21 protein-coding genes are annotated in these 24983 nt (G+C 65.4%); 9 read left to right on the top strand and 12 right to left on the bottom strand.

Annotated elements, in window-relative coordinates; genetic code table 11:
- Positions 1 to 223 precede the first annotated feature (223 nt).
- Positions 224 to 1300 carry an S-methyl-5-thioribose-1-phosphate isomerase gene (gene mtnA / locus E6B08_RS07615; protein WP_136913464.1) on the bottom strand — a complete coding sequence of 359 codons (1077 nt, stop codon included), beginning with the start codon at positions 1298 to 1300 and terminating at the stop codon, positions 224 to 226.
- Between the two features lie 110 nt (positions 1301 to 1410).
- Here mtnA and ubiG point away from each other — a divergent pair, with 110 nt between their 5' ends.
- From ubiG to E6B08_RS07600, 3 genes are all read left to right on the top strand, one after another.
- Positions 1411 to 2109 (top strand): bifunctional 2-polyprenyl-6-hydroxyphenol methylase/3-demethylubiquinol 3-O-methyltransferase UbiG, encoded by a 699-nt coding sequence (gene ubiG / locus E6B08_RS07610; protein WP_136913463.1) that lies wholly within the window; start codon positions 1411 to 1413, stop codon positions 2107 to 2109.
- A gap of 2 nt (positions 2110 to 2111) precedes the next feature.
- Complete coding sequence (gene mupP / locus E6B08_RS07605) at positions 2112 to 2783, top strand: N-acetylmuramic acid 6-phosphate phosphatase MupP (RefSeq protein WP_136913462.1); 672 nt, start codon at positions 2112 to 2114, stop codon at positions 2781 to 2783.
- Positions 2784 to 2948: 165 nt separating this feature from the next.
- Entirely contained in the window at positions 2949 to 3689 is a 741-nt protein-coding gene (locus tag E6B08_RS07600) for a YciK family oxidoreductase (RefSeq protein WP_136913461.1), read from the top strand.
- Positions 3690 to 3872: 183 nt separating this feature from the next.
- Here the strand turns inward: E6B08_RS07600 and E6B08_RS07590 are convergent, their stop codons facing one another.
- From E6B08_RS07590 to E6B08_RS07560, 7 genes are all read right to left on the bottom strand, one after another.
- Positions 3873 to 4658, bottom strand: coding sequence for a TenA family transcriptional regulator (locus tag E6B08_RS07590; RefSeq protein ID WP_136913460.1), 786 nt, complete (start codon positions 4656 to 4658; stop codon positions 3873 to 3875).
- Between the two features lie 36 nt (positions 4659 to 4694).
- Positions 4695 to 7151: an EAL domain-containing protein gene (locus E6B08_RS07585; RefSeq protein ID WP_136913459.1), complete on the bottom strand. Its 2457-nt coding sequence runs from the start codon at positions 7149 to 7151 to the stop codon at positions 4695 to 4697.
- A gap of 146 nt (positions 7152 to 7297) precedes the next feature.
- Positions 7298 to 9130: an ABC transporter ATP-binding protein gene (locus tag E6B08_RS07580; protein WP_136913458.1), complete on the bottom strand. Its 1833-nt coding sequence runs from the start codon at positions 9128 to 9130 to the stop codon at positions 7298 to 7300.
- On the bottom strand, positions 9123 to 9755 hold the full coding sequence (locus tag E6B08_RS07575) for a DsbA family protein (protein WP_136913457.1): 633 nt from the start codon (positions 9753 to 9755) through the stop codon (positions 9123 to 9125). The genes E6B08_RS07580 and E6B08_RS07575 overlap by 8 nt, the downstream gene beginning before the upstream one ends.
- 3 nt (positions 9756 to 9758) lie before the next feature.
- Complete coding sequence (locus E6B08_RS07570; RefSeq protein ID WP_136913456.1) at positions 9759 to 10691, bottom strand: rhodanese-related sulfurtransferase; 933 nt, start codon at positions 10689 to 10691, stop codon at positions 9759 to 9761.
- Positions 10692 to 10893: 202 nt separating this feature from the next.
- Positions 10894 to 11190 (bottom strand): BolA family protein, encoded by a 297-nt coding sequence (locus E6B08_RS07565; RefSeq protein ID WP_136913455.1) that lies wholly within the window; start codon positions 11188 to 11190, stop codon positions 10894 to 10896.
- A gap of 10 nt (positions 11191 to 11200) precedes the next feature.
- Positions 11201 to 11725, bottom strand: coding sequence for a DUF2059 domain-containing protein (locus tag E6B08_RS07560; protein WP_136913454.1), 525 nt, complete (start codon positions 11723 to 11725; stop codon positions 11201 to 11203).
- Positions 11726 to 11878: 153 nt separating this feature from the next.
- Here E6B08_RS07560 and E6B08_RS07555 point away from each other — a divergent pair, with 153 nt between their 5' ends.
- A complete protein-coding gene (locus tag E6B08_RS07555; RefSeq protein WP_136913453.1) occupies positions 11879 to 13273 on the top strand; it encodes a class II fumarate hydratase in 1395 nt (464 codons plus the stop codon).
- A 106-nt stretch (positions 13274 to 13379) separates the two neighbouring features.
- Here the strand turns inward: E6B08_RS07555 and E6B08_RS07550 are convergent, their stop codons facing one another.
- The gene (locus E6B08_RS07550; RefSeq protein ID WP_136913452.1) at positions 13380 to 14342 is read right to left on the bottom strand and encodes a DMT family transporter; all 963 of its coding nucleotides are present in this window, start codon (positions 14340 to 14342) and stop codon (positions 13380 to 13382) included.
- Between the two features lie 225 nt (positions 14343 to 14567).
- Positions 14568 to 16061, bottom strand: coding sequence for a polyphosphate:AMP phosphotransferase (gene pap, locus E6B08_RS07545; RefSeq protein ID WP_136913451.1), 1494 nt, complete (start codon positions 16059 to 16061; stop codon positions 14568 to 14570).
- 115 nt (positions 16062 to 16176) lie between these two features.
- Here pap and mnmC point away from each other — a divergent pair, with 115 nt between their 5' ends.
- From mnmC to E6B08_RS07515, 5 genes are all read left to right on the top strand, one after another.
- The gene (gene mnmC / locus E6B08_RS07540) at positions 16177 to 18144 is read left to right on the top strand and encodes a bifunctional tRNA (5-methylaminomethyl-2-thiouridine)(34)-methyltransferase MnmD/FAD-dependent 5-carboxymethylaminomethyl-2-thiouridine(34) oxidoreductase MnmC (RefSeq protein ID WP_136913450.1); all 1968 of its coding nucleotides are present in this window, start codon (positions 16177 to 16179) and stop codon (positions 18142 to 18144) included.
- Between the two features lie 267 nt (positions 18145 to 18411).
- The gene (locus tag E6B08_RS07530; RefSeq protein WP_136913449.1) at positions 18412 to 20199 is read left to right on the top strand and encodes an N-acetylglutaminylglutamine amidotransferase; all 1788 of its coding nucleotides are present in this window, start codon (positions 18412 to 18414) and stop codon (positions 20197 to 20199) included.
- Between the two features lie 3 nt (positions 20200 to 20202).
- Entirely contained in the window at positions 20203 to 21948 is a 1746-nt protein-coding gene (gene ngg, locus E6B08_RS07525; RefSeq protein ID WP_136913448.1) for an N-acetylglutaminylglutamine synthetase, read from the top strand.
- 126 nt (positions 21949 to 22074) lie between these two features.
- On the top strand, positions 22075 to 23259 hold the full coding sequence (locus tag E6B08_RS07520; protein ID WP_136913447.1) for an osmoprotectant NAGGN system M42 family peptidase: 1185 nt from the start codon (positions 22075 to 22077) through the stop codon (positions 23257 to 23259).
- 109 nt (positions 23260 to 23368) lie between these two features.
- Complete coding sequence (locus E6B08_RS07515) at positions 23369 to 23596, top strand: YheU family protein (protein WP_003252629.1); 228 nt, start codon at positions 23369 to 23371, stop codon at positions 23594 to 23596.
- A 52-nt stretch (positions 23597 to 23648) separates the two neighbouring features.
- Here E6B08_RS07515 and E6B08_RS07510 read toward each other — a convergent pair whose 3' ends face one another.
- Both E6B08_RS07510 and E6B08_RS07505 read right to left on the bottom strand, forming a co-directional pair.
- Positions 23649 to 23828, bottom strand: a complete 180-nt coding sequence (locus tag E6B08_RS07510) for a carbon storage regulator (protein WP_136913446.1) — start codon at positions 23826 to 23828, stop codon at positions 23649 to 23651.
- A 127-nt stretch (positions 23829 to 23955) separates the two neighbouring features.
- Positions 23956 to 24765, bottom strand: coding sequence for an SDR family oxidoreductase (locus E6B08_RS07505; protein WP_136913445.1), 810 nt, complete (start codon positions 24763 to 24765; stop codon positions 23956 to 23958).
- Positions 24766 to 24983: the final 218 nt, after the last annotated feature.

Raw genomic sequence — 24983 nt, 5'->3', positions numbered from 1 at the left:
CTCGCCGCCGCAACGCAAAAGGGTGCGACGACTTACGACAAATCAATGAGTTGTGCCATGGATCTGCGCAATGAAGGCCGCCGTCGTGGGCGGTCTTGGAAACTGCCGGATGTTATCACAAAAGGGGGCTGTAAGTGTATGGCCTGGATGCTTCGGTGGGGGATATCAAGCGCCACGCGGACGGCGCTCGATATCCCCCACTCCGCCAATCCCCGGCTGCCCCTCAGTGCAACCGCTTGCGACACATCAACTGGGCCAGCTTGGTGGTATCCGGCCGCTCGACGATGCCGCGCTCGGTCACGATCACGTCGATCAGGTCGGCCGGGGTCACGTCGAATACCGGATTGAACACCTCGACATCCGCCGCCACCCGCATGCCGGCAACGTCCAGCAACTCATCGGCTGCGCGCTCTTCCAGGGGAATGTCCTCGCCACTGGCCAGGTTGAGGTCGATGCTGGTGCTCGGCGCCACCACCATGAAGCGCACCCCGTGGTGCATGGCGCTAACCGCCAGCTGATAGGTGCCGATCGTGCTCGCGACGTCACCATTGGCGGCGATGCAGTCGGCACCGACCACTACCCAGGTGATGCCCTTGGTCTTCATCAGGTGGGCCAGTGCCGAGTCGACGCACAGGGTCACCGGCATGCCTTCGTTGGCCAGCTCCCACGCGGTCAGCCGCGAGCCCTGCAACCAGGGACGGGTTTCGCCGGCATACACCCGCTCGACCATCCCCTCGAGGAAGCCCGCGCGAATCACCCCCAGCGCCGTGCCGAACCCCCCACAGGCCAGCGCACCGGCATTGCCGTAGGTCAGCAACGCCTGCTGGTTGCCCTGGTGGCGACGGATCAGCTCGATGCCGTGCTGGGCCATGGTCAGGTTGGCCTCGCGGTCGCTTTCGTGGATGGCCACCGCCTCGGCCTCCAGCGCCGCCAGCAAGTCTTCTTCGGGGCGTACGCGCTGCAGGCGCTCACGCATGCGGTTAAGCGCCCAGAACAGGTTGGCGGCGGTGGGGCGCGCCTCGGCCAGGCTGAGAAAGTCCTCTTCCAGGTCCTGCTCCCAATCGCCGCCCTGGGCCAGGCGTTCTTCCAGGGCCAACACCAGGCCGTAGGCCGCAGCGATGCCGATGGCCGCCGCGCCGCGCACGGCCATGTCCCGGATGGCCACCACCACCTGCGTAACATCGACGCAGGTCAGCCAGCACTCCTGTGCTGGCAGCAGACGCTGGTCGAGCAGGTGCAGGCAGCCGTCGTGCCAGCGAATGCCGGTCACCTTCTCCGCCGCCAAAAGTTGCTCGCGCATCGCCTCTCCCCGTCGTTCGCACATTAAAAGCCGGCGATTATAGCGACCCTGCGTCGCAGACGCTCGGGTATACTGCGCCCTTTGAAGTACAAGTTCCCGAGGACTGTTCAATGAGCAACGTCGACCACGCCGAAATCGCCAAGTTCGAGGCCCTGGCCCACCGCTGGTGGGACCGCGAGAGCGAGTTCAAGCCGCTGCACGAGATCAACCCGCTGCGCGTCAACTGGATCGACGAGCGCGTCGGCCTGGCCGGCAAGAAGGTGCTCGACGTCGGCTGCGGCGGCGGCATCCTCAGTGAATCCATGGCCCTGCGCGGCGCCAGCGTCACCGGCATCGACATGGGTGAGGCGCCACTGGCCGTCGCCCAGTTGCACCAACTGGAGTCGGGCGTGCAGGTCGAGTACCGGCAGATCACTGCCGAGGCGCTGGCCGAAGAAATGCCTGGGCAGTTCGACGTGGTCACCTGCCTGGAGATGCTGGAGCACGTGCCCGACCCGTCTTCCGTTATCCGCGCTTGCTACCGTATGGTCAAGCCCGGCGGCCAGGTGTTCTTCTCGACCATCAACCGCAACCCCAAGGCCTACCTGCTGGCCATCATCGGCGCCGAATACATCCTCAAGATGCTGCCGCGCGGTACCCACGACTTCAAGAAGTTCATCCGCCCCTCCGAACTGGGCGCCTGGAGCCGTAACGCCGGCCTCGAGGTCAAGGACATCATCGGCCTGACCTACAACCCGCTGACCAAGCACTACAAGCTCAGCAGCGACGTCGACGTCAACTACATGATCCAGACCCTGCGCGAGGAATGAGCATGCGTTTGCGAGCAGTACTCTTCGACATGGACGGCACCCTGCTCGACACGGCGCCGGACTTCATCGCCATCTGCCAGGCGATGCTCGCCGACCGCGGCCTGCCGCCGGTGGATGACGAGCTGATCCGCGGCGTGATCTCGGGCGGCGCGCGCGCCATGGTCGCCACCACGTTCGCCATGGACCCGCAGGCCCAAGGCTTCGAAGCCCTGCGCCTGGAGTTCCTCGAGCGCTACCAGCGCGACTGCGCGGTGCACAGCAAGCTGTTCGACGGCATGGCCGAACTGCTCGCGGACATCGAGAAAGGCAACCTGATCTGGGGCGTGGTCACCAACAAGCCGGTGCGCTTCGCCGAACCGATCATGCAGCGCCTGGGCCTGGCCGAGCGTTCTGCTCTGCTGATCTGCCCGGATCACGTGAAGAACAGCAAGCCCGACCCCGAGCCGCTGACCCTGGCCTGCACCACGCTGAACCTGGACCCGGCCAGCGTCCTGTTCGTCGGCGACGACCTGCGCGACATCGAGTCGGGCCGCGGCGCCGGCACCCGCACGGCAGCGGTGCGTTACGGCTATATTCATCCTCAGGACAACCCGAACAACTGGGGCGCCGACGTGGTGGTGGACCACCCGCTGGACCTGCGCAAGGTGATCGACAGCGCGCTGTGCGGTTGCTGAGACGATATCTGGTCTAGGAATCGGCGTGCGTCATAGCCCTGTGGGAGCGGGCTTGTCCCGCGAACACGGGCGAAGCCCGTGCCATCCACCGCGGTGTCGGCTTCGCGGGGCAAGCCCGCTCCCACAAGGCTCGGCACCTTCCCCCATTGAACAAGGGACAATCTGATGTACGACTACACCGCCCGCCCCGACCTGCTCAAGGGCCGGGTCATCCTGGTCACCGGTGCCGGCCGTGGCATCGGCGCTGCGGCCGCCAGGGCCTATGCCGCGCTGGGCGCCACCGTGCTGCTGCTGGGCAAGACCGAAGCCAACCTCAACGAGGTCTACGACCAGATCGAGGCAGCCGGCCATCCGCAGCCCGTGGTGATTCCGTTCAACCTGGAAACCGCCCTGCCACACCAGTACGACGAACTGGCAGTGATGATCGAGGAACAGTTCGGCCGCCTCGACGGCCTGCTCAACAACGCCTCGATCATCGGCCCGCGCACGCCGCTGGAGCAGCTCTCGGGCGACAACTTCATGCGCGTGATGCACATCAACGTCGATGCCACGTTCATGCTCACCAGCACCTTGCTGCCGCTGCTCAAGCTGTCGGAGGACGCCTCGGTGGTGTTCACCTCCAGCAGCGTCGGGCGCAAGGGGCGCGCCTACTGGGGTGCGTACGGGGTGTCCAAGTTCGCCACCGAAGGCTTGATGCAGACCCTGGCCGACGAGCTCGAAGGGGTGTCACCGGTGCGCTCCAACAGCATCAATCCCGGCGCCACGCGCACGGCGATGCGGGCGCAGGCCTACCCGAGCGAGAACCCGCAGAACAACCCGCTGCCTGAAGAGATCATGCCGGTCTACCTGTACCTGATGGGGCCGGACAGCACCGGGGTGAATGGGCAGGCGTTCAACGCCCAGTAGAATTGGCGATGCTTGTACGGGCCTCTTCGCGGGCAAGCCCGCTTGCACAGAAGGTCGGCACCGTACCTGTAGGAGCGGGTTCACCCGCGAACACCGGCAGGGCCGGTGCCATGCACCGCGGTGTCATGTTCGCGGGTAAACCCGCTCCTACAGGGTCTTCACAGCAGCCCGGACCTGCAAACCTCAGCCCGCCGCCAACGCCGGCCGCGCCCGGCCCACTTGACGCCCTTCGATCTGCATGCACCGCTCCAGGAACAGGTACATGCAGTCATAGCTTTTGCACACCGCCTTGCGCAGCTCGTCACGCAGGCCCTGGGTGGGGTTCTCGCCCGCCAGCGTGCAGATGATCTCCAGCGCCTCCCACGGATGCGCATCGTCATACTGGGCATGCAGGCGCAGCCACTTCATGGCGCGCTTGCGAGTCTCCTCGGGGAAGCCCTGGGCATAGGTGTCGGACGCGCAGACCACCGCCGACCACTCCCCCGTCGCCCCTTCGATCGCATAGTTGGTGGCCGCCATGGCAATCGCCAGCGACTCGGTGCTGCACACCCGCCAACACCAATCGTTGAGCCCATTGAGCTCCGGTGGCACCTCCTGTGCCTGCAGGTCATGCAGGCTCACGCCATGGGCCTGGCACCAGTGCAGCCAATAATCGGCATGATTGAGCTCGACACGGATGTTGCGCATCAGCCAACGCCGCGCCATATCCTCGCCCGGGTGGCGGGCATAACGGGTCTTGGTCAGGTTGTGGGCCATGTACAGGGAAAACTGCTCCACCACCGGCCAACCGCCGATCAGGTACTGGCGTATGGTCGCCTGCTTGAGCTGGCCATCGCGCAGGCGTTGGTAGAACGCGTGCTCCACCACCCGTCGCTTGCTCTCGCGGCACTCTTCGATCAGTTGTTGCGCCCATTGCGGGTAACTGGCCGGATCCATCAACGGTCCGATACGTACGAATGCGTCAATCACTTTCAGCTCCTTGATCCATGTGATCCAACGGGCACGTTACCGGAAGGTACCCGGCGCCCGGTGAAGCAGCGGCCGTGTCGCAATCCGTTGACGCTGTAGACTGTCGGTGGTGAATACCTGGGGACGCTCGATCAGATAGCCTTGGGCGTAATCCACGCCAATTTCCTGTAAGGCCTGTTCTATCAGCGGAGTCTCGACGAACTCGGCGATGGTCCGCTTACCCATCACATGACCGATATGGTTGATTACTTCGACCATAGCCCGGTTGACCGGATCGTCGAGCATATCTTTGACGAAACTTCCGTCGACCTTCAAGAAGTCCACCGGCAAATGTTTCAAATAGGCAAATGACGACATTCCGGCACAGAAGTCGTCGAGGGAGAACTTGCACCCCAGCCCCTTCAATTCGTTGATGAAGCGGATCGCGCTGCCAAGGTTGGCGATGGCGCTGGTTTCGGTGATCTCGAAGCAGATCATCCGCGGCGGGATGGCGTATTCGACGAACAGACGCTGCAGGTATTCGAGGAACATGTCGTCGCCGATGCTCGCGCCCGAGAGGTTGATCGCGCACATCGACAGTGGCCCCTCGCGCCCCTGGTCCAGGCATTCGCGGATTACCTGGAAGACATTGCGCACCACCCAGCGGTCGATGGCGGTCATCAGGCCGAAGCGCTCGGCGGCGGGAATGAAGCTGCCAGGGAGGATGGTCCGGCCATTTTCATCCTGCAGGCGCAACAGTATCTCGATATGCCCCGGCCCCTCGTGCGGCCTGAGCGCAGCGATCTCCTGGGCATACAGGCAGAAGCGGTTTTCCTCCAGGGCGACGTGCAGGCGCTGGATCCAGGCCATTTCGCCAAAGCGGGTCGACAACTCGCTGTCGTCGTCGTGATACACCTGCACCCGGTTTCGGCCCTTCTCCTTGGCCAGGTAGCACGCCATGTCGGCGGCGCGCAGCGAGCCTTCGAGGGTGCCAGGCAACTGCGCGAGGTGCACCAGGCCAATGCTCACGGTAGTCACGAAGGGCCGCCCCTTCCAGACGAAGTGCAGGCTTTGCACGGTTTGGCGCAATTGCTCGGCGATGCGCTCGGCCTGTTCCGGCGGGCAGTTTTCCACCAGCACGCCGAACTCGTCGCCCCCCAGGCGTGCCAGCGTGTCGCTTTCGCGCAGCCCCGATTGCAGCACGGCGCAGATATGCCGCAACAGCTCGTCGCCAGCGGCATGCCCGCAGGTGTCGTTGACCAGCTTGAACTGGTCGAGGTCGAGGAACATCAGCGAATGCCGCCCGGTCTGGCGCGCCAGGGCGTTGAGCGCCTGTTCCAGGCGGTACTCGAACTCGCGACGGTTGGCCAGGCCGGTCAGGGCGTCGTGGGTGGCCTGCCACGACAGGTTGGCGATGTACTGCCGCTCCTGAGTCATGTCGTGCAGCACCAGCACGATGCTGGCTACCTGGCCCTGATTGACGATGGGCGAGCCGACCAGGTTGACCGATACCGTGCTGCCATCCAGGCGCTGGATCAACCGGGCGTGCTCGGGGCCGCCCTGAAGGCTGCCGCTGAGCACCTGCTCCACCAGGCTGGCACTGCTGTCGTGGGCCTGCTCGTCGACCAGACTGAACAGCGCCGCCAGGGGCAGGCCCTGGGCCTGCGCGGCGTGCCAGTGGGTCAGTTGCTCGGCGGCAGGGTTCATGTAGCCGATGTAGCCGTGCACATCGGTGGTGATCACCGCATCGCCGATGGCCTGCAAGGTGATCTGCGCCCGCTCCTTCTCCTCCCGCAGGGCACTGGCGAAGGCCTGGCGCTGGGCCAGCAGCTTGCTCGAACGGCGCCAGGCGATGGCGATCAGGAACGACGCGGTCAGCAGGTTGGTGATCAACAGCAGGCGCAACAGCAGGCGCGAGCCCTCGCTCAAGGCAGCGCTGAAGGCTTTCGAGGCCGGGGTGACGCCATCATCGATGGCGACGATGCGGGCCTTCCACGCCGCCACTCGCGCGGCATCGACCGGGCCGGCGGCGATCTGCTCGCGCATCTCGCTGGCGAGCACATCGAGTTGGCGCAGGTAGCTGTCGCCGATTTCCCAGTACTGGATCGCCGTCTGCACGTAACTGACCTGGCGAAAGTGCCGGTAGAACCAGATGATACGCTCGACGTCGTCGGGGTGGTTGCCCCCTTGCAGCACAGCCTGGCGGGCAGCCTCGAGGTCGGGGCTGGATTGCTCCAGCACCACCCGCATCTCGCGGTCGCCCTGGGGCACGCTGATGGCCTGGCGGTAGCGCTGGTAGGTGCGCTCATCGCGACTGTCGGCGTACAGGCTCAGGTAGTAGATGGCGTCTTTCTGGGCCTTGGACCAAAGGCTTTCGCCGGCGACATAGGCGCGCACGGCCGATAATGCATAGAGGCTGATGCTGCCCAGCAGCACCTGGAAAACCACAACGGCGACAAAAGGCCAGATGATGCCTAGCAGCCTTGGCGCTTCGAAAGTCCGATTTCCCTTCATGTATTCCCTGTCGCAGAGTAGATAAGGCACGGATCGACCCAGACAAGCAAAGCGTAGGCGATTTGCTATCTATGCGGTGGGAATTTGTTTGGAATAAATGTACGCCAAACGGCGTGCAGCACCCGGTAGATCGGGCGCTGCAAGGTTCAACTCTGCTGCAAATGCCCGTACAACTTGGCATACAGCCCGCCCTCGGCGATCAGCTGCTGGTGCCCGCCATCCTCGGCCACGCGTCCGCCATCGAACACCAGCACCCGGTCGGCCTGTTTCACCGCCGAGAGGCGGTGGGCGATGATCAGCGTGGTGCGCCCGCTGAGAAAACGCGCCAGGGCCTGATGAAGGTTGTACTCGGTGGCCGCATCGAGCGCCGAGGTGGCTTCGTCGAGGATCACCACCTTGGGCTCGGCCAGTACCATGCGAGCGATGGCCAGGCGTTGCCGCTGGCCGCCAGACAGGCGTACGCCGGAGCGGCCGACCACGCTGTCCAGGCCCTGGGGCAAGGCGGCGATGGTGCTGTCGAGCTGGGCGATGCGCAGCGCTTCCCAGCAGGCTTCGTCACTGCTGTCGCGGCCCATGGTCAGGTTGGCACGCACCGTGTCGTTGAATAGCGATGGATGCTGCAACACCACCGCCACGTTCTCGCGCAGGGTTTCCAGACCAATCTCCTGCAGGCTGGCGCCGCCGAAGCGGATGGTCCCCGCCTGGGCGCTGTACAGGCCCAGCAGCAATTGCACCAGGGTGCTTTTGCCGCCGCCGCTGGCACCGACGATCGCCACCTTCTCGCCGGCAGCAATCGCCAGGTCGAGGTGCTCGAGCACAGGTTCCTCGGCATAAGCGAAACTCAGGTCCCGGACCTCGATGCCGACCGTGGAACGCCCGGCGAACGGGTCGCATGCGGCGGGGTACTGCGGCTCGTCGGCCCGCGCCAGCAGCTCGTTGAGGCGGCTCAGGGCGCCACCGGCTGCGTAGTAGGCGTACTGCAGGTTGAGCAACTGCTCGACCGGGCCGATCATGAACCACAGGTAGCTGAACACTGCCAGCATCTGGCCAATGGACAGGTCGGAAAACAGCACGGTAAGCATGGCTGCAGCACGGAAGATGTCGATGCCGAACTGGAACAACAAACCGCTGGCACGCCCGCTCGCGTCGCTCTTCCATTGCGAGTCCACGGCATAATCGCGCACTTCACGGGCGCGCAGGCCGAGGCGGCCGAGGAAATACCCCTGGCGATTGCCGGCGCGGATCTCCTGGATCGCATCGAGGGTTTCGGCCAGGGCCTGGGTAAAGCGCGAGGTGCTGTCGTTCTCGAGCTTTTTCAGGTGTTTCACACGCTTGCCCAACTGCACGGTGAAGTAGATCACCAGCGGGTTGAACAGCAGGATCAGCAGGGCCAGCTTCCAGTGCATCCAGATCAGGATCGCCGCCGTGCCGGTCAGGGTGAGCATGGCCACCAGGAAGCGGCTGAGGGTTTCGCCGACGAACTTGTCGAGGGTATCCAGGTCGGTGACCAGGTGCGTGGTCACGGTGCCGCTGCCCAGGCTTTCGTACTCCTTGAGCGAAATACGCTTGAGGCGCTCGATCAGGCGGATGCGCAGGCGGTACACGATGTCCTTGGCAAGGCCGGCGAACAGCTTGGCCTGCACCACGTTGAAGGCCAGCGCAGCCAGGCGCAGGCACAAGGTGAGGACGAGCATCAGGCCGATATAGCCGGCTGGCGCCTGCCAGCCGCTGGGCAGCAGGTTGTTCATCCACTTGAGCGCGGCGTCGCCATGGCCGAGCAGCACTTCGTCGACCAGCAGCGGCAACAGCAACGGAATCGGCACGCTGCAGCAGGCGGCGAGCACGGCCACCAGGTTGGCGGTCCACAGGTGCTTCTTGTGATGCAGTGCCAGGCGGCGGATCTGCGCCCAGCTCAATCGATCGGCCACGGCAGTGGGTTTCCCCGGCACAGGGTCTGGCGACCCTGGCACATCAAGCACAGGCGGCCTGCTGCAGCCAGCGGCCGAGCAACGGTTGCAGGCGCTCCAGCGGCTGGTAGCCGTTGGTCAGCAGGGCCAGTTGGCCGTTGCGCTCGGCCAGCAAGGTCGGGAAACCGGCGATGCCCAGGTCCTGCACCCAACTGAAATCGGCTGCAGTGGCAGCGCGGGTGTCGGCGCGGGCGAAGGCCTCGGCGAAGGCGGCGCGGTCGAAACCGGCTTGCTCGGCCAGGTCGACCAACTGCGGGGCGGTGGTCACGTCCAGGCCTTGCTCATAGAAGCTGCGCTGGATCAGCGCCAGCAGCGGCCACACGCGCTCGGCCTCCAGCGAGCGCGCCGCGACCAACGCACGGCAGGCAGGCTCGGTGTCGTAGACGAAGCCATCGGGCATGGCACCGTCGAAACGGAACGGCTGGCCAGTGGCTTCGGCCACCGCCTGCCAGTGTTCGAGGATGTACTTGCGGGTGGATGCGTCCAGGGCGCTGCCGCCACTGCGCAGGCCACCCGGCACCAGGTGGGTGGCCACGCCGGCGTCACGCGCCTGGCCGATCAGGGCCGCGGCCACTGGCGCGAAACCCCAGCACCAGGAGCACATCGGGTCCATCACATAGATCAGGCGCGTGGACATGCATCAAGCCTCGGCTTTGTAGTTGTAACCAATCGGGTGCGGCAGGTTGCGGGCCTTGGCCAACTCGATCTGCTTCTGCCGGTCGATGGCGCTGCGTCGGGTCTTCTCGCTCAAGGTGTCCCAGCAGTGCGGGCAGCTCACGCCTGGCGAGTAGTGCTCGGACGCGCGGTCGGCGGCGTCGATCGGGTGACGGCAGGCATGGCACTGGTCGTATTCGCCCTCGCTGAGGTCATGACGCACCGTCACGCGGTTGTCGAAGACGAAGCAGTCGCCATCCCACAGGCTCTCTTCCTGGGGCACTTCCTCGAAGTACTTGAGGATGCCACCTTTAAGATGATAGACCGCTTCGAAGCCCTCACCGAGCATGTAGCTCGAGGCCTTTTCGCAGCGGATGCCGCCGGTGCAGAACATCGCCACCTTCTTGTGCTTGCTCGGGTCGAAGTTGGCCTTGATGTACTCGGGAAACTCGCGGAAGGTCTCGGTCTTGGGGTCGACGGCGCCCTTGAAGGTGCCGATGGCCACTTCGTAGTCGTTGCGGGTGTCGATCAACAACACTTCCGGGTCGCTGATCAGCGCGTTCCAGTCCTTGGGCTCGACGTAGGTGCCGACCTGCTGGTTGGGGTCCACGCCCGGCACGCCGAGGGTGACGATCTCTTTCTTGAGCTTGACCTTGGTGCGGTAGAACGGCTGTTCGTCGCAGTACGATTCCTTGTGATCGACGTCCACCAGACGCGGGTCGTTGCGCAGCCAGGCGAGCAGCGCGTCGATGCCTTCGCGGCTGGCCGACACGGTACCGTTGATGCCTTCGTTGGCCAGCAGCAGGGTGCCCTTGACGCCATTGTCGAGCATGGCCTTGAGCAGCGGCTCGCGCAGCTCGACGTAGTCTTGCAGGGTGACGAACTTGTACAGCGCCGCGACGACGATCGGTTGTGACATGAAGCGATATCTCCAGGTGGTTGCCCTCGTAAGGGGCGGACCGGGTTTGACATGAAAGCATGGGGCCGCTGCGCGCCCCTTTCGCGACACAAGGCCGCTCCCACAGGAAAATGCGATCGCCTGTAGGAGCGGCCTTGTGTCGCGAAAGGGCCGCAAAGCGGCCCCCGGATGTTGCGGATTCTACCAGAACGACAGAAAGGATTCAGTGCCCGCCGCCGGCGCACACCGGCGAAGCCGGTGCCCCGCCTACCTTGGCCCACTCTTCAGCGGTATAGGTATGGATGGCCAGGGCGTGAATTTCACCCATCAGCTCACCCATGGTGGCGTAGACCTTCTGGTGGCGCTTGACGCTGTTGAGCCCGGCGAATTGCTCGCTGACGATCACCGCCTTGTAGTGGGTCTCCTGGCCACGGCTGTGCATGTGGCTTTCGTTGAGCACTTCAAGGTGTTGCGGCGCCAGCGCCACCAACTGCTGCTCGATGCGTTGCTGCATGGTCATCGGGTGTCACTCACTTCTTGGCTGGCGCGGCGGCCTTGCCAGCGTTCGGGTCGAGCTCCTTGGTCATGTCCTCGAGCAGCTTGTTCACCACAGGCACGGCTGGCTCCAGGTTCTGCTGGGTCAGCTGGGCCGACTGCTGGGTGACCTTGGGCATTTCACGCAGGACTTTCTTGCCCAGCGGCGATTCGTAGAACTTGACCAGGTCCTTGAGCTCTTGCTCGGTGAAGGTCTGGGTGTACAGGTCGACCATTTTCGGCTTCAGCTTGTTCCAGCCGATGGCGTTGTCCAGCGCGGCGTTGGCCTTGGCCTGGTAGCTCTCGAGCACCGGCTGCTTGGAGGCAGGGGCCTTGGTCTGGGCGAAACGCTGGGCGAACATCTGCTGGACCTGCATGTACACCGGGGTACCCAGCTTGTCGGCATTGGCCAGGGTCAGGAATTTCTCGGCGGCAGCGTTGTGGCTGGCGGTGGCAGCGAGGACCTGGCCGCTGGCACAGACCAGGGCGACGGCAGCACAGAGGACACGGAGACGGGTCATTGCATTTCCTTCGGAAGAGGGAGGCGGGTACCTCAGAGAGGAGCATTCTGCGCCGTGGTGGCGAAGTGCTCAAGTGGCACGACATGCGATTGAACCGCATTGTCGAATCAGGGCCTAAACTGCGATTTCGAACACTTAAGGAGTGCGCGCAGCATGAGCCGTATCGAGACAGACAGCCTGGGCCCGGTCGAAGTTCCTGAGGACGCCTACTGGGGCGCCCAGACCCAGCGGTCGCTGATCAATTTCGCCATCGGCAAGGAACGCATGCCGCTCGCCGTGTTGCACGCCCTGGCGCTGGTCAAGAAAGCCGCCGCGAGGGTCAACGACCGCAACGGCGATTTGCCTGCCGACATCGCCCGCTTGATCGAACAGGCCGCCGACGAAGTGCTCGATGGCCAGCACGACGACCAGTTCCCACTGGTGGTGTGGCAGACCGGCAGCGGCACCCAGAGCAACATGAACGTCAACGAGGTGATCGCCGGGCGCGCCAACGAATTGGCCGGCAAGGGCCGTGGCGGCAAGACGCCAGTACACCCCAACGACCACGTCAACCGCTCGCAGAGCTCCAACGACTGCTTCCCCACGGCCATGCACATCGCGGCAGCCCAGGCCGTGCACCACCAGTTGCTGCCGGCGATCGCCGAGTTGTCGTCGGGGCTGGCCGAGTTGTCGGCGCGCCATCACCAACTGGTCAAGACCGGCCGCACGCACATGATGGACGCCACGCCGATCACCTTCGGCCAAGAGGTCTCGGCCTTCGTCGCCCAGCTCGACTACGCCCAGCGGGCGATCCGCGCCACCCTGCCGGCAGTGTGCGAACTGGCCCAGGGCGGCACTGCCGTGGGCACCGGGCTGAATGCCCCGCATGGCTTCGCCGAAGCCATCGCCGCAGAGCTGGCGGCGCTGTCCGGGCTGCCGTTCGTCACCGCACCCAACAAGTTCGCCGCCCTCGCCGGCCATGAGCCGCTGACCAGCCTGAGCGGCGCCTTGAAGACCCTGGCGGTGGCGCTGATGAAAATCGCCAACGACCTGCGCCTGCTCGGTTCCGGCCCACGCGCGGGGCTTGCCGAGGTGCGCTTGCCGGCCAACGAGCCGGGCAGTTCGATCATGCCGGGCAAGGTCAACCCGACCCAGTGCGAGGCGTTGTCGATGCTGGCCTGCCAGGTACTGGGCAACGACGCCGCGATCGGCTTTGCCGCGAGCCAGGGGCATTTGCAGTTGAACGTGTTCAAGCCGGTGATCATCCACAACCTGCTGCAGTCGATCACCCTGCTCGCCGATGGTTGTCGCAACTTCCAGCAGCACTGCGTGGCGGGGATCGAACCTGATGCCGAGCAGATGGCGGCGCACCTGGAGCGTGGCTTGATGCTGGTGACGGCGCTCAACCCGCACATCGGCTATGACAAGGCGGCGGAAATCGCCAAGAAGGCCTATGCCGAGGGCAAGACCCTGCGCGAGGCGGCGCTGGAGTTGAAATACCTGAGCAACGAACAGTTCGACCAGTGGGTGCGGCCAGAGAACATGCTGGCGCCCGGTGGCAAGGGCTGAGCGCCAGGTAGCCAATACCGGCCTCTTCGCGGGCAAGCCCGCTCCTACAGGAAGCCCACCGCATCTGTAGGAGCGGGTTTACCCGCGAAAGGGCCGGCACAGGCAATCAACCGATCTGCCCCAACCGCTCCCGTCGAGCCCGCCAACCGGCCACCAGCGACGGCCCCAGGGCCACCAACGCCGACCCCAGCACCACCGTCACCGCCCCCAGATACCCCAAGCCATTGAGCCCCTCCGCCTGCACATACTCAGGCCACACCCAGGCCGACACCGCCACCGCCACCAACGTCACCAGCGGCGTCAACGCCAGGGTCGCACTCACCCGCGACGCCTCCCAGTGCGCCAGTGCCTCGGCGAACGCCCCATAGGCCACCAGGGTATTCAGGCAACACGCCAGCAGCAGCCAGCCCTGCACCGGCGTCAGCTGCAACGCCTCCAGCGGATGCACCCAAGGCGTGAGCAGCAGCGCGCAGCTCAGGTAGATCACCATCATCACCTGCTGCGAATGCCACACCGTCAGCAGTTGCTTCTGGCTCAGGGCATAGAACACCCAGATGCTGGTCGCCAGAACGATGGTCAGCACGCCGGTGGTGTAGGTACCCAGCGAGGTCAGCAACTCGTCCAGTCGCTGGTTGAAGAACAACCCGAAGCCACACAGCAGCACCAGCAGGCCGATGCCCTGCCCCAGGCTGAAACGCTCCTTGAACACGAACACGCTGGCCACCAGCAACAGCACCGGGCCAAGCTGCACCACCAGTTGCGCGGTGCCGGGGCTGAGCAGGTTGAGGCCCACCAGGTACAGCACGTAGTTGCCCATCAGCCCGCACACGGCCACCAACACCAGGCCTTTGCCCTTGCGCCCCAGTGCCTGCACCGACGGCAGCCGCCGATTGGCGCCCAGCCAGGCCAGCAGCAAGCCGCCGGACACCAGCAGGCGGTACCAGGTGACGGTGATCGGGTCCATGACCTGCAGCACCTGCTTGAGCTTGATCGGCAGGATGCCCCAGAGCAGCGCTGTTAGAAGCGCCAGCAGCAGGCCATGGATCCAGCGCCCGGAAGTGATGTGCATAATGCCCTCGTGTCGGCCCGTGGTGGGGGTGGGCCGATTCTAAGGGCTTGGAAGGCTCGACTGGGGGAAAGTGCCGGGAAAAGAATTCATCAGGTCATTCCCTGGGGGCATGGTTGCCTGGTCTGGCCTCTTCGCGGGGCAAGCCCGCTCCCACAGGATCACCGCAGGCCTTGGAGTTGTGAAATACCTGTGGGAGCGGGCTTGTCCCGCGAAGAAGCCAGCACATCACTTTTTATCCTTGGCGAACGCCGCTTCCAGCGCCTCGTTGATGGTGCGCAACACCTTCACCCGCGCCCAGCGCTTGTCATTGGCCTCGACCAGCGTCCACGGCGCGATCTCGGTGCTGGTCCGGTCGACCATGTCGCCCACGGCCTGGGCGTAGTCGTCCCACTTGTCACGGTTGCGCCAGTCTTCCTCGGTGATTTTGTAGCGCTTGAACGGCGTCGCCTCGCGCTCCTCGAAACGTTCCAGCTGGGTCTGTTGGTCGATGGCCAGCCAGAACTTCACCAGTACGCCCCCGGCGTTCACCAGTTGCTCCTCGAAGTCGTTGATCTCGCCATAGGCGCGCATCCAGTCGACCGGCGCGCAAAAGCCCTCGACCCGTTCCACCAGCACCCGGCCATACCAGGAGCGATCGAAGATGGTGAACTTGCCGCGCGGTGGCAAATGCCGCCAGAAACGCCACAAATACGGCTGGGCGCGCTCTTCCTCGGTGGGCGCGGCAATCGGCACGATGCGGTACTGACGCGGGTCGAGGGCCGCAGCCACGCGGCGGATGGCGCTGCCCTTGCCGGCCGCGTCATTGCCCTCGAACACCGCGATCAGGGCATGCTTGCGCATGTGCTTGTGGCGCAACAGGCCGGCCAGACGCGCCTGCTCGGTCACCAGTTGTTCCTGGTAATCGGCCTTGTCCAGGCGCAGGGTCATGTCCAAGGCGCCGAGCAGGCTGCGCTGGTCGATGCTGCGGCCCAGCGGCGCGATGTTGCCCTGGTGCTTGCCCTTGGGGTTGCTGGCCAGTGCGGCCTGCAGGCTTTCAAGCAGGATGCGCCCCACTGCCAGGCTGCGGTAGCACGGGTCGACGCCCTCGACCACGTGCCACGGCGCGTAGTCGCGGCTGGTGCGGCGCAGCACCCGCTCGCCGAAGCGCACGAAGCGGTCGTAGGTTTCCGATTGCTGCCAGTCCAGCGGGCTGATGCGCCAGCTGTGCAGAGGGTCGTCCTTGAGTGCCTTGAGCCGCGCCTTCATCTGCTTCTTGGACAGGTGGAACCAGAACTTGATGATCAGTGCGCCTTCGTCGCAAAGCATCTGCTCCAGGCGCTCGGCACCGGTGATCGCCTGGTCGAGCACGGCATCCTTGAAATGCCCGTGCACCCGTCCCTGGATCATCTGGCTGTACCAATTACCGAAGAACACCCCCATCCGTCCCTTCGGCGGCAATGCCCGCCAATAGCGCCAGGCGGGCGGCCGGGCGAGTTCCTCGTCGGTCTGCTGGTCGAAGGTGAGCACATCGATCATGCGCGGGTCCATCCACTCGTTGAGCAGCTTGACCGTCTCGCCCTTGCCAGCGCCCTCGACGCCGTTGATCAGCACGATCACCGGGAAGCGCGCCTGCTGCTTGAGCTCGTATTGCGCCTCGAGCAACGCCTCGCGCAGGGCGGGCACTTCGGCCTCAAAGGTTTCCTTGTCGATGCTGTGACCGATTTCCGCAGATTCGAACATGCTGGGCTCCCTCAATGGATAAGCAAGACTAGCGGATTTTCCAGGGTGTCTGTACAGGCAGCGTAAAACCGGCGGATGGCTTAAAATCCGCCCATCCGCTGCAACCGAGCCGACCATGTCCACCCTCCTCCAGCATGCCCAGATCGACTGGGACGACCAGGGCCGCCCCTATTCGCGGCAGTACGACGACGTCTATTTCTCGAAGAACGAAGGCACCGAGGAAACCCGCCATGTGTTCCTCGACCAGACTGGCCTGGCCGAACGCTTCGCCAACCTGGCTCCGCATGCCAGCCTGGTGATCGGCGAAACCGGCTTCGGCACCGGCATGAACTTCTTCTGCGCCTGGCAGTTGTTCGCCGAACAGGCGCCGAGCGAGGCCCGCCTGCACTTCGTCAGCGTAGAGAAGTACCCTCTGCAAGCCGATGACCTGGCCCGCGCCGTGCGCCTGTGGCCGGAGCTGGCCGCGTACAGCGAATCGTTGCTGGCGCAGTACGTGGCAGTGCATCCGGGTTTCCAGCAGTTCACCTTCGACCAGGGCCGGGTCACCCTGACCCTGCTGGTGGGCGATGTGCTGGAACAACTGCCGCAGCTCGACGCACGCATCGATGTGTGGTTCCTCGACGGTTTCGCCCCGGCCAAGAACCCCGACATGTGGACCCCCGAACTGTTCGCCCAACTGGCGCGGCTGTCGCGCCCGGGCACTGCGCTGGGCACCTTCACCACCACCGGCTGGGTCCGCCGAGGGCTGATCGAGGCCGGGTTCCGGATGAAGAAAGTGCCTGGGCTGGGCAAGAAGTGGGAGGTAATGAGCGGCGAATACATCGGCCAGCCCCACCCCGCCCCGGCCGCGCCCTGGTATGCCCGGCCAACGCTGCCCGAAGGCCCGCGCCAGGCATTGGTGATCGGTGCTGGCCTGGCCGGCAGCGCCACGGCCGCCAGCCTCGCCGCACGCGGCTGGCAGGTAAGCGTGCTGGAACGCCACGACGCCCCCGCCCGTGAGGCGTCGGGCAACCCGCAGGGCGTGCTGTACCTGAAGTTGTCGGCACACGGCACGGCCCTGTCGCAGATGATCCTGGCCGGTTTCGGCTACACCCGGCGCCAGCTCGAACGGCTGCAACAAGGCCGCGACTGGGAGGCCTGTGGGGTGCTGCAACTGGCCTTCGACGACAAGGAGGCCGAGCGCCAGGGCAAGCTGGCCGAAGCCTTCGACAGCCAATTGCTGCAGGTGCTGGCGCGTCGCGAAGCCGAGGCGATCGCCGGAGTGGCGCTGCCCGCTGGCGGCTTGTTCTACCCCGAGGGCGGCTGGGTGCACCCGCCCGCCCTGTGCCAGGTGCAGCTGCAGCACCCGAATATTCGCGTATTGCTGCACCAGCAGGTGCTGGAGCTACGCAAGGTCGACGGCCTGTGGCAGGCCTGGGACGGCGAGCGGGTGCTGGCGAGCGCACCGCTGGTGGTATTGGCTGGGGCCGCCGAGGTAAAGCGCTTCGAGGCCTGCGCGCAGTTGCCGCTCAAGCGCATTCGCGGGCAAATCACCCGCCTCCCGGCCACGCCGGCGAGCCGGGCACTGCGCACCGTGGTCTGCGCCGAGGGCTACGTGGCACCGCCACGCGAGGACGAACATACCCTGGGGGCCAGCTTCGACTTTCATAACGAAGACTTGCAACCGACCGTGGCCGAGCACCAAGGCAACCTGGCCCTGCTCGAGGAGATTTCCACCGACCTGGCCCAGCGCCTGGGCGGTACGGCCCTGGATGCCGGACAGTTGCAGGGACGCGCGGCGTTTCGCTGCACCAGCCCCGATTACCTGCCGATCGTCGGGCCGCTGGCAGACCCTGCAGCGTTCGCCGAAACCTATGCGGTGCTGGGCAAGGATGCGCGCCAAGTACCGGACGTGCCCTGCCCCTGGCTGCACGGGTTGTATGTGAACAGTGGGCATGGCTCGCGCGGGCTGATCACCGCGCCATTGAGCGGCGAGCTGATCGCGGCGTGGGTCAGTGGCGAGCCCTTGCCGCTGCCACGGACGGTGGCCGAGGCGTGTCACCCGAACCGCTTTGCATTGCGCAAGCTGATTCGCGGGAAGTGACGGCCGAGGCTAATAGGCGCGGCTTATGTGGGAGCGGCCTTGCGTCGCGAAAGGGCCGCAAAGCGGCCCCGGCAATATTTGCAGCGCGGCTGAAATCCTGGGGCCGCTTCGCGGCCCTTTCGCGACACAAGGCCGCTCCCACAGACCACAGCGTGAGGCCCGCTTATAACAGATCGATCTAAAACTCCCACCCAGCACATGGGTCAGTTACTTACGGCGCCCTGATCCGGGGCACCACTTCCCCAACGGAAAAACCGGTAAGGACTTATGTGCGGATTAGCAGGAGAGTTACGTTTCACCCCCATCGACCAAGCCCCACGCCCGGCCGACCTGGCCGCAGTGGAGCGCATAACCCATCACCTGGCACCTCGCGGCCCCGACGCCTGGGGCTTCCATAGCCAGGGCCCGATCGCCCTCGGCCATCGCCGGCTGAAGATCATGGACCTGTCCGACGGTTCGGCGCAGCCGATGGTCGACAACAACCTGGGCCTGTCGCTGGCGTTCAACGGCGCCATCTACAACTTCCCCGAACTGCGCCAGGAACTCCAGGACCTGGGCTACACCTTCTGGTCCGACGGCGACACCGAGGTGCTGCTCAAGGGTTACCACGCCTGGGGCGCGGCACTGCTGCCCAAGCTCAACGGGATGTTCGCCCTGGCCATCTGGGAACGCGACAACCAACGCCTGTTCCTGGCCCGCGACCGCCTCGGCGTCAAACCCCTGTACCTGTCGCGCAACGGCGAGCGCCTGCGTTTCGCCTCGACCCTGCCGGCACTGCTCAAGGGCGGCGATATCGACCCGGTGCTCGACCCCGTGGCGCTCAACCACTATCTGAACTTCCACGCCGTGGTCCCGGCGCCGCGCACCTTGCTGGCCAACGTGCAGAAACTCGAGCCCGGCACCTGGATGCGCATCGACCGCCACGGCGAAGTCGAACGCCAGACCTGGTGGCAGTTGCAGTACGGCCCCAATCCTGACGAACGTGATCTCGATCTCGAAGGCTGGACCACCCGTGTGCTCGACGCCACCCGCGATGCCGTGGCGATTCGCCAGCGCGCAGCGGTCGACGTCGGCGTGCTGCTGTCCGGTGGGGTCGATTCGAGCCTGCTGGTAGGCCTGCTGCGTGACGTGGGCGTCGACGACCTGTCGACCTTCTCGATCGGCTTCGAGGATGCCGGTGGCGAGCGCGGCGACGAGTTCCAGTACTCCGACCTGATCGCCAAGCACTACGGCACCCGCCACCACCAGTTGCGTATCGCCGAACACGAGATCATCGAGCAACTGCCCGCGGCCTTCCGCGCCATGAGCGAGCCGATGGTCAGCCACGATTGCATTGCCTTCTACCTGCTGTCGCGGGAAGTGGCCAAGCACTGCAAAGGCGTGCAGAGCGGCCAGGGCGCCGATGAGCTGTTCGCCGGCTACCACTGGTATCCGCAGGTCGATGGCGCCGCCGACCCCTACGCCGCTTATCGCGACGCGTTCTTCGACCGCAGCCATGCCGAGTACCGCGACACCGTACAAGCACCGTGGCTGCTGGAAACCGACGCCGCCGGCGACTTCGTCCGCGAGCACTTCGCCCGCCCCGGCGCGCCGGAAGCGGTGGACAAGGCGCTGCGCCTGGACAGCACGGTGATGCTGGTCGACGACCCGGTCAAGCGCGTCGACAACATGACCATGGCCTGGGGCCTCGAGGCGCGCACGCCGTTTCTCGACTACCGCCTCGCCGAACTCTCGGCACGCATCCCAGGGCGCTTCAAACTGCCCGATGGCGGCAAGCACGTGCTCAAGCAGGCGGCCCGTCGGGTGATTCCTCACGAGGTCATCGACCGCAAGAAGGGTTACTTCCCGGTCCCAGGCCTCAAGCACCTGGAGGGCGCGACCCTGGGCTGGGTACGCGACCTGCTGACCGACCCAAGCCAGGACCGTGGCATTTTCAACCCGGCGATGATCGACCGCCTGCTGAGCAATCCGCAGGGCCAGCTCACCCCGCTGCGCGGCTCCAAGCTGTGGCAGTTGGCGGCCCTGAACCTGTGGCTCAGCGAACAAGGAATCTGACCCATGAAAGCCCACGAAATCGCTTATGGTCAGCGCCTGTTGCGCGGCCAGGCGCCGTCCTACGAGCGCCTGCAGGCACGCCTGGCCGGCGATGGCAGCGAGCCGCACGACCAGCCGCGCGCGCTGCACTGCGGCTGGGGGCGGCTGCTGATCGGCCATACCTATCCGGATCCTGCGACCCTGGCCGAGGAGCTGCTGGCCGAACAGCCGGGTGAGCGTGACATCGCCCTGTACGTCGCCGCGCCTCAGCAATTGCTGGCCCAGGCGCCGCAGCAACTGTTCCTCGATCCCTCCGACACCCTGCGCCTGTGGTTCACCGACTACCGCCCGGCGCAGCGGGTGTTCCGTGGTTTTCGCGTGCGTCGGGCGCACACTGCGGCGGACTGGCAGGCGATCAACACGCTGTACCAGGCCCGTGGCATGCTGCCGGTCGACCCCAAGCTGCTGACCCCACGCCACCTCGGTGGCCCGGTGTACTGGCTGGCCGAAGACGAGGACAGCGGCGCGGTCATCGGCAGCGTGATGGGCCTGAACCACAGCAAGGCCTTCGACGACCCCGAGCATGGCAGCAGCCTCTGGTGCCTGGCGGTGGACCCGCAGTGCACCCGCCCGGGGGTTGGCGAAGTGCTGGTACGCCACCTGATCGAGCATTTCATGAGCCGCGGCCTGGCCTACCTCGACCTGTCGGTGCTGCACGACAACCGGCAGGCCAAGCGGCTGTATGAAAAGCTGGGGTTTCGCAACCTGCCGACCTTCGCCGTCAAGCGCAAGAACGGCATCAACCAACAGCTGTTTCTCGGGCCTGGCCCGGAGGCGGAGCTCAATCCCTACGCCCGGATCATCGTCGACGAGGCCTTGCGCCGTGGCATCGAGGTGCAAGTGGACGACGCCGTGGGCGGCCTGTTCACCTTGAGTCTGGGCGGGAGGCGGATCCGTTGCCGCGAGTCGCTGAGCGACCTCACCAGCGCCGTGACCATGACCCTGTGCCAGGACAAGCGCCTGACCCGCCAGACCTTGCACAACGCCGGCCTGCAGGTGCCGGCGCAGCAGCTGGCAGGCAATGCCGACGACAACCTGGCGTTTCTCGACGAGCACGGCTCGATCGTGGTCAAGCCGGTGGATGGCGAACAAGGCCAGGGGGTGGCGGTGGGCCTGGCGTCCATCGAAGAGGTCATCCAGGCCGTGGCGCATGCGCGGCAGTTCGACAGCCGCGTGTTGCTCGAAAGCTTCCATGCCGGCAGCGACCTGCGCATCGTGGTGATCGGCTTCGAGGTGGTGGCGGCGGCCATTCGTCATCCAGCCCAGGTGGTCGGTGATGGCAAGCACAGCATCGGCGAGCTGATCGAGGCGCAGAGCCGTCGTCGCCAGGCCGCCACCGGTGGCGAAAGCCGCATTCCAGTGGATGACGAAACCGAGCGCACCCTGCGCGCGGCGGGGCTGGGTTACGACGATGTACTGGAGCCTGGCCGGCGCCTGGCCGTGCGCCGTACCGCCAACCTGCACACCGGCGGCACCCTGGAGGACGTCACCGAACGCTTGCACCCGGTGCTGGCCGACGCCGCCGTTCGTGCGGCGCGCGCCCTGGAGATTCCGGTGGTGGGCCTGGACTTCATGGTGCGCGATGCCGAGCAACCTGAATACGTGATCATCGAAGCCAACGAACGGGCCGGGCTGGCCAACCATGAGCCACAGCCGACCGCCGAGCGCTTTGTCGACCTGCTGTTTCCCCATAGCCGGGCGTTGGCGTGAATCAATGAGGGCCACTTCGCGGGTGAACCCGCTCCTACAGGTACTGCGCCGCCCCAGAGGGCAGCGGCTCTCCTGTAGGAGCGGGCTTGCCCGCGAAGAAGCCAGCGCAATAATCGAGGAGTCCCCATGTCCGAACGACACCCCGAACCCGATCTCGAATACATGAAGCAGGTGCTCCTGGAGATGCTCGCCATCCCCAGCCCCACCGGCTTCACCGACACCATCGTGCGCTACGTGGCCGAGCGCCTGGATGAGCTGGGCATTCCCTACGAACTGACCCGGCGCGGCACCATCCGCGCCACCCTCAAGGGCCGGCAGAGTTCGCCCGACCGCGCTGTCTCGGCGCACCTGGACACCATCGGCGCCAGCGTGCGCCAGGTGCAGGACAATGGCCGCCTGAGCCTGGCACCCGTGGGCTGCTGGTCGAGCCGCTTCGCCGAAGGCAGCCGGGTCAGCGTATTCACCGATACCGGCGTGTATCGCGGCAGCGTGTTGCCGCTGATGGCCAGCGGGCACGCCTTCAACACCGCGATCGACCAGATGCCGATCAGCTGGGAACACGTCGAACTGCGCCTGGACGCCTATTGCGCCACCCGAGCCGACTGTGAGGCGCTGGGCATCAACGTGGGCGACTTCGTCGCCTTCGACCCCTTGCCGGAGTTCACCGAAAGCGGCCACATCAGCGCCCGCCACCTGGACGACAAGGCTGGGGTCGCGGCACTGCTGGCGGCGCTGAAGGCCGTGGTGGAAAGCGGTCAGCAGCCGCTGATCGACTGCCACCCGCTGTTCACCATCACCGAGGAGACCGGCTCGGGCGCGGCGGCAGCGCTGCCCTGGGACGTCAGCGAGTTCGTCGGCATCGACATCGCCCCGGTGGCGCCTGGCCAGGCCTCCAGCGAACACGCGGTGAGCGTGGCCATGCAGGACTCCTCCGGGCCTTACGATTACCACCTGTCGCGCCATCTGCTGAAACTGGCCGGCGAGCGCGAGCTGCCGGTGCGCCGCGACGTGTTCCGCTACTACTTCAGCGACGCCCATTCGGCAGTGACCGCCGGGCACGACATCCGTACCGCGCTGGTGGCGTTCGGCTGCGATGCCACCCATGGCTACGAGCGCACCCATATCGACAGCCTGGCGACCCTCAGCCGGCTGTTGTCTGCCTACCTGCTCAGCCCGCCTGTGTTCGCCAGCGATTCGCACCCGGCCAACGCCTCGCTCGAGCGCTTCAGCCACCAACTGGAACACGATGCGCAGATGGAGAGCGATACCCGGGTCCCGGCGGTAGACAGCCTGGTAGGCAACAAGGGATAAGGTGTGGGTATGGGTATGGGTGTGGGAGCGGCCTTGCGTCGCGATGGGCCGCGCAGCGGCCCCAAATTCGCGTAGGATGACGCCATTCAAAGAGACCGACCGCACGCCCATGCTGATCCCTTACGACCAACTGCAAGCCGAAACCCTGACCCGCCTGATCGAGGACTTCGTCACCCGCGACGGCACCGACAACGGCGACGACACGCCACTGGAAACCCGCGTGCTGCGGGTTCGCCAGGCGCTGGCCAAGGGTCAGGCGTTCATCCTGTTCGACCTCGAGAGCCAGCAGTGCCAGTTGCTGGCCAAGCACGATGTGCCACGCGAGTTGCTGGATTAGCAGGTTTGGCCCCATCGCCGGCAAGCCGGCTCCTACGAGAACGGTGGGGTATTCACGGCTTGCGCTTCTCCCCGGCCTTGATGCGCCTGTACACCTCGCTGCGGTGCACCGGCACGTCCCGCGGCGCAGTCACGCCAAGACGCACGAGGCCATCGCGTGCCTCCACCACCATGATCACGATGTTTCCATCGATGATGATCCGCTCACCCACTTCTCGTCCGATTACCAGCATGCTCCGCGCCTCCAACCCAGGGAAAACCGGAGCCTGCATGGGGCAGCCTGCGTGACTCAATACCTCGAGAGCGAAAGAGACCGATCTCACGCAAGTAGGTAAATCAACCTACAGACGCGCCCTACAATCAGCGTGTTTGAGCCTTACCACGCATCTTCATCGCCATTTCCGCCATCTCGTCATACAACCGCTCCGGGGCCTGGCGCTTGAGCTGCCAGGCATCGCGTCCGGCTTCATGGGGCAGGATGAGGAACTCGCCCGCGGCGACCTGTTGGTGAATGTAATCGGCGATCTGCTCGGCGCTGATCGGCGAGCCTTGCAGCAGCTTGCCGACCTGGGCCTTCATCGCAGGATTCGGGCCGCGGAAAGAGTCGAGCAGGTTGGTCTGGAAGAACGACGGGCACACCACGTGCACCGCCACTTCCAATTGCCGCAGCTCGACCAGCAGGCTTTCCGACAGCGCCAGCACGCCGGCCTTGGCGACGTTGTAGTTGCTCATGCCCGGCCCCTGCATTAGCGCGGCCATGGAGGCGATATTGACGATGCGCCCCTTGCTGCGCTCGAGCAACGGCAGGAACGCCTTGCAGCCCTTGACCACGCCCATCAGGTTGACCGCGAGCTGCCAGTCCCAGTCCTCCAGCGACAGCTCGGCAAAGAAGCCGCCCGAGGCGACACCGGCATTGTTGACGATGATATCGATGCCACCGAACTTCGCCTCGCAGGCCTGGGCCAGTGCAGTGAGCTGGCTGTAGTCGCGCACGTCGCAGCGCTGGATGAAACCATCGCCACCGGCGGCGCGAACCTGCTCCAAGGTCTCACCGAGGCCGTCCTCGTTGACGTCGGCCAATGCCAGACGCCAGCCCTCGCGCGCCCAGCGCAGGGCGATCTCGCGGCCGAGGCCGGAACCGGCGCCGGTGATCATGATGCGGTTTTGCATGGTGGCAGGGCCTTGTCTTGTGGGGTGTGGTTCGAGTCTAAACAAGGCTTGGGACCGAAGCAGGATTCATCAGGGTAGTGAATGGGCAGCCATGACTCCTCTTGTCTGTGCGGGCCTCTTCGCGGGTAAATCGGATCGCCGCACCGCCGCTCCTACAGTTGCAGCGAGATCCCTGTAGGAGCGGGTTTACCCGCGAAGAGGCCCGCACAGACAAGACA

Origin of the sequence: Pseudomonas putida (genome assembly GCF_005080685.1) — a bacterium.
Taxonomy (GTDB): domain Bacteria; phylum Pseudomonadota; class Gammaproteobacteria; order Pseudomonadales; family Pseudomonadaceae; genus Aquipseudomonas; species Aquipseudomonas putida_V.
The sequence above is the reverse complement of the archived record's forward strand: the minus strand, read 5'-3'. Positions and strand labels throughout refer to the sequence as shown.